Raw genomic sequence first — 15,003 nt, 5'->3', positions numbered from 1 at the left:
AATAAGCCTACTTACGAGCGAATCAGGTAATCAAACGCACCTAATGCAGCAGTGGCACCTGAACCCATTGAAGTGATGATCTGTTTGTATACACTATCGGTACAATCTCCCGCTGCAAAGACCCCTTCAATGTTGGTTGCGCCATGTTTGTCCACCACGATCTCATTGCGTTCATTTAAGACGACACGATCTTTTAACCATTCAGTATTCGGCATCAAGCCAATCAAAATGAAGACACCCTCCACAGCTAAAGTGAATTCACCATTCGTTTCACGATCAACGTAGGTCAATTGTTCGACATGATCGGATCCAACAATTTCCTTCGTTGCCGCATTCGTAATAACAGTCACATTATCTAACGTGTTCAAACGGTTTTGTAGCACAAGGTCCGCTTTTAGTTCTGGTAAAAATTCAAGAACATAGACATGTTTCGCCATGCCAGCTAAATCGATTGCTGCTTCGATCCCAGAGTTTCCGCCACCAATGACGGCAACTTCTTTCCCAGCAAATAACGGACCGTCACAATGCGGACAATAGGCAACACCTTTATTTTTGAATTCTTTTTCTCCCGGAACATTGATGTTGCGCCAGCGAGCGCCAGTTGCTAAAATGGCCGTTTTGGTTTTTAATACTGCACCATTTTCTAATTCAACTTCGATGACGTCATTGCGGCGAATATCTTTCGCACGCTGACCTTTCATCACGTCTACATTGTATTCGTTGATGTGCTCTTCTACCTGACGCATTAATTTTGGACCTTCGGTATAAGGGGTACCGATCATATTTTCGATCCCCAGGGTTTCCATTACTTGTCCACCCATTGTTTCGACAACCATCCCAGTATTGATGCCTTTACGCGCTGCATAAATCGCTGCGCTTCCGCCTGCAGGTCCGCCACCGACAACTAATACATCGAAAAGCTCTTTTTCAGCAAAGTCATCTTTACTCGTCGGACCAGCTGCTTTTTCCAACAACTGTTCGATCGTTTGTCGGCCGCTTGCAAATTCTTCCCCATCTAGAAAGACTGTTGGCACAGCCATAATTTTTTTCTTGTCAATTTCTTCTTTGAACATCCCACCTTCGATCATGGTGTGACTGATGGAAGGATTTAGCACTGCCATAATGTTTAACGCTTGAACAACATCAGGACAGTTATGGCAGGTCAAACTGACATAGGTTTCAAAATGTAATGGCTTATCGATCGCTTTGATGCGCTTTTGAAGTGCTTCATCAATTTTCGGCGGACGACCGCTTACTTGAAGCAACGCTAAAATAAATGAAGTGAACTCATGTCCTAACGGTAAACCAGCAAAAGCGATGCCGCTTTCTTCACCGGGACGATTGATCGAAAAGCTTGGTGTCCGTTCACTTGCTACAGCTTGAATCGTGATTTTTGACGACATTTCTGCGATTTCTTCTAAGAATTCACGTACTTTCGTTGAAGAATCATCCTCACCTAAAGTCGCCGCAAAAACAACCTCTGATTCTAGCATCGCTAGATATTGCGTCAGTTGGTCTTTGATTGCCTTATCTAATGCCATGAGAGCCTCCTAAATCTTGCCTACAAGGTCTAAGCTTGGCGTTAAAGTTTCTTCGCCTTCTTTCCATTTTGCAGGACATACTTCACCTGGATGGGTACGGACATATTGTGCGGCACGGATTTTATCGATCAAACCACTAGCATCACGACCGATACCATCCGCATTGATTTCAACCGTTTGTACCACACCATCCGGATCGATGATAAATGTACCACGTTGAGACAAACCTGATGCTTCGTCTAATACATCAAAGATTTCTGAGATCACATGAGAAGGATCAGCAATCATGATATATTCGATTTTATTGATAGCATCAGAGTGGTCATGCCACGCTTTATGTGTGTAGTGGGTGTCAGTTGATACAGAATAAACTTCTGCGCCTAATTCTTTTAATGATGCATATTGGTCTTGCAAATCCTCAAGTTCTGTCGGACAAACAAATGAGAAATCTGCAGGATAAAAACAAACAACGTTCCATTTTCCTTTAAAATCTTCTGATGAAACATCGATAAATTTTCCATTGTGGTAAGCTTTCGCTTCGAATGAACCAATCTCTTTTCCAATTAATGACATATCATTTCCTCCAATTAGAATAATTATTTGAGAATAATCTCTATTAATTATTAGTATATCTAACTACAAAATGCAATAGTTTATTCAGAAATAGTCAAAAAAAATGTTATCATCCTCAGAAATGAGCATATTTATTTTTTATCGAAAGCAAATGGAGTATAGTAATAAGTTTGGCTAATCATTTCTAAGCAAAGTTCCTACCTGTTAGATTCTCAATTACATCTCTTATTCTCAATTAAACAAAAAAAGATTGCCTCTTCCTATGATTCCTCACAATGGAAAGTGAGTCATAAAAAAAGACAATTTTTTTATTTAGTATTGAAATAGTTGAACAATCCACCGATCGTTCGCTCCTTCAATGTAATCCGCTTGCCGTCTAGAAAAACTTCTTCGACTGGGTAATGATCTTGAAAAGGTGGAACTTCCAAGTATTGACTTGCGAGAAAGCGCTCTGGGGATTCAATTGTTGTTATTTCTTTGCTACCATTTTTCAGATAATGAATTTCTAACATATCCATTGCCTCTTTTCTTGTATTCTGAACTTTTGAAAAAGCATTGAGAGGATCTTATTTCTCGCTGTTCTTTTTGCTTGGTTCAGTTACAAGCCGTATTATAGTCTTCCTTTTTTTAAAAGTAAAGAAACCACTCTCGGTTGAAACATCTCTTATTTTTTGGCTTTTGTCTGACCGATAAAGTAGTCCTCTAAGACACCACCAATCACAAAAATGACCCAAGAGTATGCCCATGCATGAAACATGAAGGACCAAAGCATATAAACGACCAAAATCACTGGCCAGTAGACTGTTCGAAAAAAGGTAACTCTACCAGCGGATTCGCCATATTTATGACGTGTTGCTCGATCACCAAGATTCTCTTCGTCACGAATAAAATACGTCTCAGTTGCCAGCTTCGCAAAGCCTGTACGAATAATACTTACATAAATAATAAAGAACACACCCACTGCAACTGTCAAGAAAAACAAGGAAATACCAAACTCAACAGAATAATAAAACAATTCACTTAAAAGTACAGGCGCAATTGATAAAATACAGGCACCAATTCCTAAAACAAGACCAATACGAAAACTTTTTTCATAATTTGCTAGTTGCTGAGCGGCTTCTCGTTTGGCATCCCTTTTGATTGGTCGATCATCTAACTGCTTACGAGCACCGGAAAAGTGCAAACTGCTAGAGATGATAAAACCAACCCCGATGGCGATGAAAAGAAACATCACCATTATTCCAAAGGTCTCAGCATAAACACTAACAAAGAGCATTAGGGCTGCTAGGGAGGCGATACAAAAGCCGATTCCTATCGAGAACGAAAAAGCAAAGTGCCGCACAGTTCCCCAATAATCAAACGCATCGTCTTCTGTGATGGCATCGGACCAATCATCAATCGGCTCTTCTTCTTTTGAAACATCTAACTCTTGCAGCAGTTCATCCACCGAACCAAACTCGCTGATCACCGCACCGATGGCTTCATGCTCACTTTTCCCTTGGTGAATCAGTTCCAAGTAATGGTCTTCCATAATTGCTAAAAGATCTTCTTTTGCCTTCTTCGTTTCCGGTGTGATGGGTACTGATAAAAATAAGCTGTCTAGATAGTCATGAATGGTTTTCATTTGTCTCCTCCTTGTAAGAACTGGTCAACGACGATCTTCGTCTGCTGCCACTCCAATAGTTTCTCCGAAAGGCTTGCTTTTCCGTCTGCAGTTATCTGGTAATAGGTCCGCTTTTTGCCATGTGTCACTTCTCCGGGATACGAACGGATCAATCCTTGTTTTTCTAACCGAGTAAAAGCGGAATACAACGTCGTTTCTTTGATCACATATAAAGCATCTGTTCCTTCACGAATACGCTTGGATATTTCATATCCATAAGAGTCTTCTTTCGAAAGAATGGATAAAATGATTGCGTCGTTATAGCCGCGAATTCCGTCACTCGAGATCACGCAATCGCCTCCTAAATTACTTCATCTGTCGTACTAATTATAAATCAATTACTACGACAGGTAAAGTAAAGCTGGATAACTTGTCAAAAATCAGTCGCAGGTCCTAGAAACAGTTCGAATAAAAAGACACGCTTTCTCAGTAAACTGATAAGCGTGTCCCTTATTACTTAATTTTTTTCACCTATTTATTCAACGGCTGGCTTGACATCATCCATCATCAATTGGATCGACTCCAATCCGGAACCAGCTAAATACCAAACCGCAGCATCCAATTCAATCACTTGATCGTTTTGCCCTGCATTTGTTTCTTGAACAATTTCATTTGCAACAAATTCACTTTCGCTTTCATTGCCACCGATCGCTTTTGTCCGATCGATCACGAAAATGACATCAGGATTTTTTTCAAGCAAGTACTCATAAGAAATACTTTGTCCATGTGTCGACGCCTCTAATTCCTCATCTACTGCTGGGAAACCAAACGTGTCATACAAGATACTGTAACGAGAAACTGGACCAAAAGCAGAAAGATTGCCTTCATTTACCATAACAACCAAGGCTTTCTCGTCAGCATTTTGCGCTTGCTCCTTCAAGGTATCAATCTGACCTTGTAACGATGCTAGTTGTTCTTGCGCTTCCTCTTCCTTACCAAAAATTTGACCAATGGTCGTAATGTTGGCTTCGATCGATGCCCAAGTATCACTATTGTCAACGCTTAAGAAAACGGTTGGCGCGATTGCAGACAATTCCTCTTGGAAATCACGTTGTCGACCAGAAATAATGATTAGGTCTGGCTGCAGTTGATTGATTTTTTCTAAATCAGGCTCTTTGATTCCCCCTGCTGATTCAACATCCGCATACGCTGATAAATAATCTGGCAAATTGCTGGTTGCGGCAGCAACGATTCGATCCCCAAGGCCAAGTGCATCCATCGTATCTAATGCACTGTTGTCAAAGACAACAACTTTTTCCGGCGCATAAGGAACAGTGACAGTCCCATTGCTGTCCGTAATCTCGACTTCTGTCGGCGTTTGTGTACTTTCTTCTACTTGGGTTTGAGCTGTACCCGTTGAATCTGTTGTCCCTGTATTATTCGAGCCGCAAGCGGTCAACCCCGCTAATACGAAAATACTCATAAAACTTACTGCTATTTTTTTCATTTTTTCCTCCTTTGAAACATATTTTTTATTGGAAGGTGTAGCAAAATTGCCGCCCATCCACTTGTACCAGTTTGATTGGAATCTCATACAATGATTCTAATAGTTGTTCTTGAATCACTGCCTCTGTGTCAGCCGCTTTAAAAATCTGACCATCTTTCATCGCGACGATGTGATCGGCATACCGTGCTGCAAAATTAATGTCGTGCAAAACGATCACAACAGTTTTCTGATAGTCTTCCACCAAGGTTGTCAATAGCTTCATCAGCTGGTTGGCGTGTTTTAAATCTAAATTGTTTAACGGTTCGTCCAAGAGTAGATAATCTGTATCTTGGGCTAAAATCATCGCCAAGTAAACTCGTTGTAACTGACCACCAGAAAGTTCATGAATCGATTGATCACTATATTCGGTTAGAGATAACTTAGACAAAGCGTCATCAATGATCCCATCATCTGCTGCCGATTGTCGCCCCCGGTTATACGGATAGCGACCAAATGCCACCAGCTCTCTTACAGTCAGATTGACGGCATAGCGATTGCTTTGCTGCAAAAAAGCCATTTTTTTTGCTAGCTCTTTGGACTTCCATTGACGAATCTCCGTTCCATCCAGATAAATATCACCGGTGCGTTGATCCAACATCCGACTGACTAAAGAAAGCAAGGTACTTTTTCCGGCACCATTGGGCCCGATGAAGGCAATCATTTTCTGTTCCGGCAACGCTATAGAACATTCCGTCAAAACTTGTGTTTTTGCATAATTCTTGGATACATTTTTGGTTTCGATCATGATTTTTTCCTTTCCAGCAGCAATTTGCTTATAAAGAAGATACCGCCTAATAATTGGATCACGGTGCCGATGGTCGTTTGCCATTGAAAGACCTGTTCCACTAGGAATTGACCTCCTACCAACAGGAGAAAACCAATCAAACTCCCACCGAAAAACAACCAGCCGTGACGATAAGTTGGGAAAAGCTGATAGGTGATCGTCGCCACCACAAAGCCTAGAAAAACTGCTGGACCAACTAAAGCAGTGGCGGTGCCTGTCAGTAAAGCAATCAAAAATAAAACACCTTTATGAAGCCATTGAACAGATACACCTAAACTTTTGGCTTGCCCACTTCCTAAATGGAGCAAATTCAATTCTGGAATCAGCAGAACCAGACAGATACTCCCTAGCAAAATGATCGCGGCAGCAATCAGTAGATGCTGGGTATTGATATTGCCAAAGCTGGCAAACAAACGACCTTGTAGTAAATCATATTCATTTGGATCCATCAACACTTGCAGAAAGGTGCTGAGACTACCGAACATCGTGCCACAGACCATCCCTGCCATCAATAACAAAAACAACCCAGCGACTGATTTTTGATAGAAAAAGCCAATTAAGAAGCTACCTAGAACGGCAGTTAAGCCGACAGAAAACAAAAACATCGTTGCTGTTTCTTGGCTCAGCATCTGAATTCCGCCGATAAAAAAGAAACAAAGGGTTTGAACAAGAACATACAGTTGGTCCAAGCCTAAAATTCCAGGGGTCAGATAGCGATTGCTTGTCAGTGTCTGTAAGGTGATGGTACTAAAGGAGATGGCGATTGCAACTAAGGCAAAAGCCAAGATTCGGCGTCCCCTTAATGCAAAAGCAAATGACCAGTTTCCATAGGTGTTATAGGTCAGATAGGCACCACATGCACAAAGGATCAGAAACAACAAAAGAAAAAGTTTTTTCTTCATCGAAATTTCCTCCCCAGAAGCAAAATCAAGAAACAGCAGCCACCCAGTACGCCGGCAACAACACTGACCGGCATTTCATAAGGTGCGATGACGATTCTCGCCAATACATCACACAATAGCAAGAACGCGCTTCCGGCAAAGCTGATCAAAAGCAGATTGTTTTTCAAGTGATCCCCAAAAACCATGCCGATCATATTTGGGATAACGATCCCTAAAAAAGGAATTTGCCCCACAGTCAATAAAACGATACTGCTAGCAAACGCCACCAGCGCAAATACAGCAAAACGCAAGAACAAGTAATTGATTCCCAGACTCTTAGCCGCACTTTCTCCTAAACCGGCGATCGTGATCTCATAAGCCAAGAAATACAATAGACCGAAAACGGGAATCGTCAAATACAAAAGTTCATACTGTCCAACCATAATGGTGGCAAAATTTCCTTGCAGCCAAGAAGAAACATTTTGAACCAATTGGAAGCGATAGGCTAAGAAGCTACTGATAGCCCCGATGATATTACCGAACATCACCCCTGTTAACGGCAGCATCATTGGATCTTTCTTTGGTAGAAATTGGCTTAAAAATAAAAAGAACAACACACCTGCGTAGGCAAACACAAATGCTGCTGTAGTGCGAATCAAATTTGAGGCATTTGGTAGAAAGAGCATAACCAGCAAAATTCCTAAACGGGCGCTATCCGTCAGTCCAATCGACTCCGAGGCCACAAATTTATTTTGCATCATGTGTTGCATAATTTTTCCACAGATACTAATGATCCCACCTGCAATGATCAAACTGATCGTCCGTGGAAGCCTAACTTTTACCAAAACAAGCCAATGATTCGGATCACCCTGCTGTAAACCTGATAAAGACAATTCATGGGTGCCTGCCAACAAGGAGCAACCCACTAGAAGAACAAAGATCAGCAGTAATCCGATTTTTTTAAACATGCCCCGCCCCCTTATTGAGAATGATTCTCACTCTCTTTAATAGGGTAACGTATTTCACTTAAAATCACAAGAATTTTTTTTAAAAAATCCCTTTCCTATCGCAATTTCGAAAAAATGAGTGTGTAAAGAAAAGGATTATGTGATGTTTTTCTCTTATATCCTTGCGAGAAAACTTATTTTTATCTCAATATTGTCTATTTTATTGCTTTAATTATAAAATGCTCGCTCATACTATATTCATTTTATGAGGATCATTCAATAACAGATCACTTAGATTTGCAATTATTTTCATCTATTGAAACCCTTGTAAAGCCAGCACTTACTGATGCAATGGTGATGTAACTTTTCAGATAAAAGCAAATGACGCGCCGTCTCCTCCACCTAAACACCATTCGTCTATCGATAAGAAATTGTGAGTAAAAACAGTTTAGTCGTGGAACGAGTTTTATAGTTTTCGTTTTGAGTTTCTTCTTCCAAAAAATCATGATACCAGTTGAATTCAATCTCCGACAAAAGCCTACCTGTTTTCAATACGCGATACCAGTCACTGATTGTAATCGATAGTCTTTCCCGATTATCTGTAATTAAAAAAAATAAACCTACGATCATCGCAGGTTTATCAAGAGTTATTATTTTACTTTAACAAGCCATCAAGGGCTAATTGATTCAAAAAGTGCAAAGGGAAAGAAATGGTTGGATTGAAAAAGTAATCCATTGTCGCTAGTTGGTGCAAGGTCGTCTTGCTATTGATCAAGGTTGAGATCGTATTGATGATCTCCAAACTTCCACGATCACTCGTAATGATTTGTCCCCCCATAATCACTTTCGTTTGCTGATCAAAAATCAGTTTTAACGTTACTTCAAAATCCTCATCTGTCGCGAAAAATGTCCGAGAATGAAATGTCTGCGTCACTGAATCTACTTCAAAGCCGTAATACGGTGCCTCGGTCTCATTAATACCTGAACTGCTGACGAAATAGCCAAACAGTTTACTAACGACGGTCCGTTGCATTTTTGGAAAAGGAATTTTCGTCGTTCCCCGTTCATTTGCCAATAAATTGGTGGCAGCTACGATCCCCGTCCGATAAGCATTAGTCACTAAAGGGATATACAAAGAGCTATCCGAATGATTGAAAGGAATCGAAACCAGGTCACCAATTGCATAAATCGCTGGGTCAGACGTTTGTAAATATTCATTTGTAAATACCGTGCCATCGAGATTTAGTTTTAAAAAGTCTTCAACCAATGCGACATTCGGTCGCGGATTTACGGCATAAACGACCACGTCAGCTCGAATCTTGGTTCCGTTTGAAAGCTCGATTCCCTGATATTCACCCTTCTCGTCTTTGATCGTATGGGCGACATTGCTGTTAAGATAGATTTGTAAGTTCTCTGGAAAGCGCGCCATCAAAATTTCAGCAATTTCTTGATCAAAATAACGGAACAAAAGGGTATCCATTCGATCAATCAAATGAACGGCTTTTTGCTGGCCACTTAAAGATTCAGCCAATTCAAACCCAATCAGACCCGCGCCAACGATCGCCACGGTTTGCGCACTTTCGATTTTTTCTAACGCTTGCTTTGATTGACCAATGGTTTTGTAGGTCGTTATATGTGCTTCGACATCTGAGGCAAACTCCGAACGGAAAGTACTCGATCCCATCGCCAAAATCAAGCCATCATAACTCACTTCGTCTTCTTGCTGATAAGATTCCGTTGATGTGACAAAATGAACCGTTTGTTCTTGCGGAAAGATTTTTGTGACTTCACTGTTTAACATCACATTGATTCCTTCAGAAAGAAGCTCACTCGTAGTTGCCGTTCGGGAATCTTCCAATCGTTGAATGTAGCCTTCCAGCACTAAATTCAAACTGCTAGCAACATAACCCAGAACGCTTGATTTTTCAATAATTATCACATCGACTTTTGGGTCAACTTTTTTTAAATGACGGGCAGCAGCAATTCCTGCATGAGAGCCTCCAATAATCACTATTCTCATATCTTTTCCAACTCGCTTTCAAGGTTCTCATTGCGTATTTCATCCACGATTTGATGAAGCCGCTCTTCTTCAAATGGGGTTGCCCCACCTGTTAAAATCAATCGTTTTTTATAACGATAGCCTTCCGAGATCTCAGAATGATCAACGATCAATAAATCATAATCCTTCTCCTTCGTCCCCTCAAAATGAATATTCGGATAGCCAGCCAATTCTTTGATCAAAAAACGCCGCAAAAAGCCACTGCGTAATCGTGATTGAGTCAACAAAATGCCGACCGTAAATGCTTTTTCCTGTTTTACTTGAATCCATTGACGGATCAAAAGCAATTCATTGGTCAAATGCTGCTTTTTCTCAAGAGAAAAGGACTGGTTTACGTTTTTCTCCAACTGTTCGATTGCTTGCTGTGCCACTTCAATCAAGCTCTCATTCGCAACACTTTGCGGCTGAAATTCAGCAAAGGCAATAATGCCGCCATGAATGTACAACGCTTGGATCGTCACACTCGTCAAGAAGACGCATAATTCCGTAGAAGTTTCTGTAGTCTTTCTCTCACTATCACCAATTGCCTGCAGCAGCTCCCCATTTAACGCATCGATCTCTTGGAAGAAAAGTGATTTTTGCAAGGAGTCATCCAGTGAAGGGCGAATCAAGCCTTCAGCTAATAAAAATAAATAGAAATAAACCGTTTCATAATCGCTCCAGGATACGGCAAAACGACTGAGATAGCGTCCTAATATATTCCGCAAAAGCTGGAACATCGCTTCATTTTCCAATGACTTCAACAATGGATACGATGCTTCATGCTGCTGCGAGCCACGATAATCAAAACGGGCTTCCATAATACCTAACCACAGCCCGACTTTCCAGCGTTCGGATTGACTAAACGTTGTCTGTAGCTGTTTTTCGATTACTCGAATCAAATTGTTGATGGCTGGTGCATTCAAGCGAGCGATCAATTCTTCATTGGGATAACTTTGTGAAAAAAACTGATAATAGAAAAAGCGAATCTGTTTTTCATCCCCAAGCAATTTTTTATTTTTTAATTGGATGTCGAATTCTTTCAATAACTGATTGATGGCTTTGAATCGACGAAACAATGAAGCTTCACTCAACATCAGTTCTAACATCATTTTCGTCGTTGACTCATCTCGATGAAAAAACAAATACGACAATATCTGAAAATCGATTGCTTCTGAAAGATACGCATAAAAGAATTTTTTTAGTGAGAAATCAAGCGGAAGTGTTAACTGTACTTGATCATTTTCTAAATAAGTCAATGCCGCATCCTCATGGAAAGCGACTAAATTTTGATGAAGATTTTGAAGTTCTTTTTGCAAAGTGGGTGCGGAAATGGATAATGTTTTTGCAAGTTTCTTGTAAGAGATTTCTGAGCCGTTCTGAAAAAAAACAGCTAAAATTTGAAAATGAACCTGCTGATTTTTTTCAAGCAGCTGCATAACATTCATTTTTGAACCTCCTTCACCTTTCACATACTAATTTCCCAATTAATGGGTCGTTTGTCAACTATAAAAATTGCCTGAATGCCTTTGAGTTATATGGAAAAAGCGTTATTTATTGTTCCTAAAGCGCGGGAATGGTAAAATTCTTGAGAAGAAAGGTGGTGAACTATGGGAAAACGAATGTTAGCATTTTTTCGAACGGATCGATTATTTTCGATTTCCCTGTTACTAGCACTCATTGCGTGTTTTTTCGGCACCTTCCGTTGGTCATTTATTGACTTTAAAGTGATTTTATCACTGTTTGGATTGATGTTAGTAATCAATGGGTTAGAAGAAGCTGGTCTTTTACGAGCATTTGGACAAAAATTAGTGGAAAAAAGTCGCAATCTGCGTGACTTGATCCGTTCAATCGTCTTGCTAAGCTTCTTCAGTTCGATGTTTTTAACAAACGACGTGGCTATCTTAACATTATTGCCCATCTACTTACTCTTAACGAGGAAAGAACAACAGCGCACCAGTGTCTTATTAGGCGCTATCTATTTGATTGTGGCAGCCAATTTAGGAAGCAGCCTGTTTCCATTTGGAAATCCGCAAAATCTATTTTTATTTTCTTACTATCAGATTTCGCTGCCACAATTCATGTGGACTACCGGCACCTTTGTGGGACTTTCTTTGCTATTACTCCTTGTTTCGATCCAGCTCATCCCAAAGACTCCATTGGAAATCGCCCTGCAAGAAGAGCCCTTTGAAAAAAAGCCAGCGCTGCTCAATGCAGGATTATTTGTCCTTATGATTCTTGGTATTTTTAGTGTTCTACCTATTTCAATCGCTGTGCTCGTCGTCGCAGCCGTGGTTTGGTTTAGCAACAAACGATTATTCGCAAAAGTTGATTATCGGTTACTACTTACCTTCCTCTGCTTCTTCTTGATCGTTGGGAATATTCAAGACCAACCTCTGGTCACCGATCACATTCGACCATATTTTCAAGAAACACATCGCGCTTTTTTAGGTAGTATTTTACTCTCTCAAGGAATATCTAACGTTCCTGCAGCGATTTTGATTGCTCCTTTCACCGATTTAGAAAAAGCCGTTCTTTTGGGCGTCAATGTGGGTGGTTTGGGTACATTGATTGCTTCTTTGGCGAATTTGATTGGGTACAAATTACTGAAACAAGCCAGACCCAAAGAAGCGGGAATGTTTCAAAAGCTATTTTTTATCGTTAACGTCGTTTTTTTACTGTTATTAGGCAGTATCGTCTACCTTTTATTGTAGTAAATTCACTGTAAAACGAGATTCCAGCATAAGATGTTTCCAGTCAGCAGTCAACAGAACCCTACTTGCTGTACCTGTTTCTTGATCTTATGTCAGAATCTCGTTTTTTGATGTCTATTGTGTGATTTCTCCTAGGCTAAGAGAAGCTCAAAGGTGATTTTCGTTTGGCTTTCGACAGTCAATGCCTCACCAAAGACATGTTGAACCATTTCTTGCCGCTGTTCCAATGAATACTCCTCCTCAAAATAAAGATGAAATAATTCTTGATCGATCTCTTCCTTCAAAATATACTCGAATTGCCGACTCTGCCAATCGATCGCTTCTTCTGTAAACCACTTCTTGTAACAAGTATTTAGGTTCAGATCGTTCTTCGCTGAATGATTTTTTTCATAAGGCTGAAACACGTTCTCTTCTTCTGCGATCATTCTTAGAATAATTAATTGATGGGCCTTTCTTTGAAACTGAAGCAAGGTTTCTTTGTCTCTGACTGCCGGATTCATTGCTATAAAAATACAAGGCCAGTGCTGTTCTGCAGACAAAAAGTCTTTTTGGCTCTGCTGAACCAGATGGAGCTTGCTCATCGGATCTTCAATCGTTTCTTCAATGATTTTTAACATTTCTTTTGAAAAATCAATTGCGTAATACTCATCTACAAAAGGATAAAAAGCTGAAATGTAGCGACCAGTGCCCGCAGCAAAGTCAACGAAGGTCGATATCGGAAACACTTTCTGCTCCACCAAAAAAGCTGCTGCCTCTTCGGCAATTTTCAATTGGGATTCTCTTTGAATTTGCGCATATTCTTGCGCAAATTCATCCCAAAACAGCATCGCTTCCTCTTCTTCCATCTAGCGGACGCCTCCCGTGATCACTGTTTTTCCTTTTGTTCCTTGCTCAACCGCTTTTGTAGCGTGCTTTAAGGTCTCGATGGTAATTCCTCCATCAAACGTTTGGACCGCAGTCGTATGGATCTTTTTGTCAGCGAGCAACGAGGCGATCCGTTGCAAAATGCCCCCTTGTGTTTCAATCATCAACTGAGCATCTGTTTTTGTGAACATATACTCCCAATAAAAATCGATGCCGAGGTTTTTAAATGGATTTAAATCTAGCGCTTCTTTCGTATTCACGATCATTCCGACTTTGCCAAATGGCAAGATTGCTTTCGTTAATTGTGGCAAATAGGCCGAGGCGTCATAAAAAAGTGCAACGGCTGAAAAAGGTTCAGTGATTTGTTCAGCTAACGGCAAGCGGTGATTAAGTACCTGATCCACTTGATTGTCTTTAAGCCATTGATCGTTCTTAGGACTCGCAGTGCCATAGACTGTCAATCCTGCCCATTTTGCTAGTTGCGCCGCAATCGAGCCAACACCACCGCTGGCATTGACCAATAAAATTGATCCTTCATTCGCGTTTTCTTCAGGCACATACCCAAATTTTTCAAAAAGCAATTCCCACGCTGTAATACTCGTTAATGGCATAGCTGCAAGATCACCGTCAGAAAAGCCGGCTGGCGCCTTTGCTGCGATTCGAAAATCAACGACTTGAAACCTTTGATTCGCACCAGGTCGTTGTGTGGTTCCAGCATAAAACACCCGATCACCAACGGCAAAGCCATTAACTGCTGAGCCGATTTCATGTACTATACCTACTGCATCATATCCCTGGATATGGAATTTCTCACTTAAAGTGGTTGTTTGGCGGCGTTTCGTGTCAATTGGATTCACAGAAACAGCTTGCACTTCCACCAATAGATCGTTTGCCTGACAAGTTGGCATTGGAAATTCCTTTTCAATAAATACTTCTGGATCATCTAAAGATCGTCCTTCATAAAAACCTAGTGCTTTATTTATCATCATACTGCTCCTTCCAAAAAAAGTGCTGAATAGTTATAAAAACCATTCTAGCACTTTTAACCAATTTAGAACATTTATTCTTCACCTTGAACGACAAGCGGAACCAAAAATGGATAACTTGTGAAGAAATCCAATAAAGATCGCTTCCATTGATCCGAGTCAATCGTGAGTAACGTTGATTCTGTGTACAAATGAATCGTCAAACGCTGATTTTTATCAAGCAGAACAAGGATCTCGCCTTTGTTTTCTGTGATAAAATCATACGACTGATTTTCCATCGTGATGATGAAAATTTGGTCAAGGACTTCCGCTGCAACAGGAAAATCTGTTTCCATATCGACAGCTAAGGTTTGAGTATTGTCGATCAAACTTGGCGAGACAGTAAAATCCAATTCTTTTAAATGAGCCAGTATCAAATTTACATCGTAATTAAACAGTGAAAGTTGATTGACTGAGAAAATATTATCGGCATGCCATTGACTGATCAGATGTAAAATCTGTTCATCGTTGACCACCACCGACTGGG

Annotated in this window: 15 protein-coding genes (1 of these 15 cut by a window edge); 1 reads left to right on the top strand and 14 read right to left on the bottom strand. The window is 40.5% G+C overall.

All coding sequences use genetic code 11. The features are described 5' to 3' along the window. Positions 1-11: 11 nt before the first annotated feature. The 11 genes from ahpF to IGJ01_RS07910 all read right to left on the bottom strand — a co-directional run bounded on the left by ahpF (position 12) and on the right by IGJ01_RS07910 (position 11,361). Positions 12-1,541 (bottom strand): alkyl hydroperoxide reductase subunit F, encoded by a 1,530-nt coding sequence (gene ahpF, locus IGJ01_RS07960; protein ID WP_008381970.1) that lies wholly within the window; start codon positions 1,539-1,541, stop codon positions 12-14. Between the two features lie 9 nt (positions 1,542-1,550). Next, complete coding sequence (gene ahpC / locus IGJ01_RS07955; protein WP_005226227.1) at positions 1,551-2,114, bottom strand: alkyl hydroperoxide reductase subunit C; 564 nt, start codon at positions 2,112-2,114, stop codon at positions 1,551-1,553. Between the two features lie 308 nt (positions 2,115-2,422). Continuing rightward, positions 2,423-2,626 (bottom strand): hypothetical protein, encoded by a 204-nt coding sequence (locus IGJ01_RS07950; protein ID WP_008381972.1) that lies wholly within the window; start codon positions 2,624-2,626, stop codon positions 2,423-2,425. Positions 2,627-2,778: 152 nt separating this feature from the next. After that, the gene (locus IGJ01_RS07945) at positions 2,779-3,738 is read right to left on the bottom strand and encodes a permease prefix domain 1-containing protein (protein ID WP_430601603.1); all 960 of its coding nucleotides are present in this window, start codon (positions 3,736-3,738) and stop codon (positions 2,779-2,781) included. Beyond that, positions 3,735-4,067 carry a PadR family transcriptional regulator gene (locus IGJ01_RS07940; protein WP_016612097.1) on the bottom strand — a complete coding sequence of 111 codons (333 nt, stop codon included), beginning with the start codon at positions 4,065-4,067 and terminating at the stop codon, positions 3,735-3,737. Before IGJ01_RS07940 ends, IGJ01_RS07945 begins: the two co-directional genes overlap by 4 nt. 185 nt (positions 4,068-4,252) lie before the next feature. Further along, positions 4,253-5,224: a siderophore ABC transporter substrate-binding protein gene (locus IGJ01_RS07935; protein WP_430601602.1), complete on the bottom strand. Its 972-nt coding sequence runs from the start codon at positions 5,222-5,224 to the stop codon at positions 4,253-4,255. A 25-nt stretch (positions 5,225-5,249) separates the two neighbouring features. Next, entirely contained in the window at positions 5,250-6,008 is a 759-nt protein-coding gene (locus IGJ01_RS07930; RefSeq protein ID WP_008381979.1) for an ABC transporter ATP-binding protein, read from the bottom strand. Continuing rightward, complete coding sequence (locus IGJ01_RS07925) at positions 6,005-6,949, bottom strand: iron chelate uptake ABC transporter family permease subunit (protein WP_086299481.1); 945 nt, start codon at positions 6,947-6,949, stop codon at positions 6,005-6,007. Before IGJ01_RS07925 ends, IGJ01_RS07930 begins: the two co-directional genes overlap by 4 nt. After that, entirely contained in the window at positions 6,946-7,896 is a 951-nt protein-coding gene (locus IGJ01_RS07920) for an ABC transporter permease (protein ID WP_008381981.1), read from the bottom strand. The genes IGJ01_RS07925 and IGJ01_RS07920 overlap by 4 nt, the downstream gene beginning before the upstream one ends. Before the next feature lie 634 nt (positions 7,897-8,530). Beyond that, complete coding sequence (locus tag IGJ01_RS07915; protein ID WP_016619974.1) at positions 8,531-9,895, bottom strand: FAD-dependent oxidoreductase; 1,365 nt, start codon at positions 9,893-9,895, stop codon at positions 8,531-8,533. After that, complete coding sequence (locus IGJ01_RS07910) at positions 9,892-11,361, bottom strand: helix-turn-helix domain-containing protein (protein ID WP_008381983.1); 1,470 nt, start codon at positions 11,359-11,361, stop codon at positions 9,892-9,894. Before IGJ01_RS07910 ends, IGJ01_RS07915 begins: the two co-directional genes overlap by 4 nt. Positions 11,362-11,523: 162 nt before the next feature. Between IGJ01_RS07910 and IGJ01_RS07905 the strand changes: the two genes are divergently transcribed. Further along, on the top strand, positions 11,524-12,627 hold the full coding sequence (locus tag IGJ01_RS07905; protein ID WP_016619976.1) for an SLC13 family permease: 1,104 nt from the start codon (positions 11,524-11,526) through the stop codon (positions 12,625-12,627). Positions 12,628-12,758: 131 nt separating this feature from the next. Here the strand turns inward: IGJ01_RS07905 and IGJ01_RS07900 are convergent, their stop codons facing one another. The 3 genes from IGJ01_RS07900 to IGJ01_RS07890 all read right to left on the bottom strand — a co-directional run. After that, positions 12,759-13,472, bottom strand: coding sequence for a class I SAM-dependent methyltransferase (locus IGJ01_RS07900; protein ID WP_016619977.1), 714 nt, complete (start codon positions 13,470-13,472; stop codon positions 12,759-12,761). Then, the gene (locus IGJ01_RS07895) at positions 13,473-14,480 is read right to left on the bottom strand and encodes a zinc-binding alcohol dehydrogenase family protein (protein ID WP_016619978.1); all 1,008 of its coding nucleotides are present in this window, start codon (positions 14,478-14,480) and stop codon (positions 13,473-13,475) included. 71 nt (positions 14,481-14,551) lie between these two features. Beyond that, on the bottom strand, positions 14,552-15,003 hold the final stretch of the coding sequence (locus tag IGJ01_RS07890) for a hypothetical protein (protein WP_194188812.1). Its footprint extends 604 nt past the window's final position; the window shows 452 of its 1,056 coding nt (coding positions 605-1,056); its start codon lies beyond the right edge, outside the window; its stop codon occupies positions 14,552-14,554.

The sequence above is a fragment of the Enterococcus sp. AZ089 genome, from assembly GCF_050547225.1.
GTDB lineage: Bacteria > Bacillota > Bacilli > Lactobacillales > Enterococcaceae > Enterococcus_D > Enterococcus_D entomosocium.
This window is presented reverse-complemented; position numbering and strand designations above follow the sequence as displayed.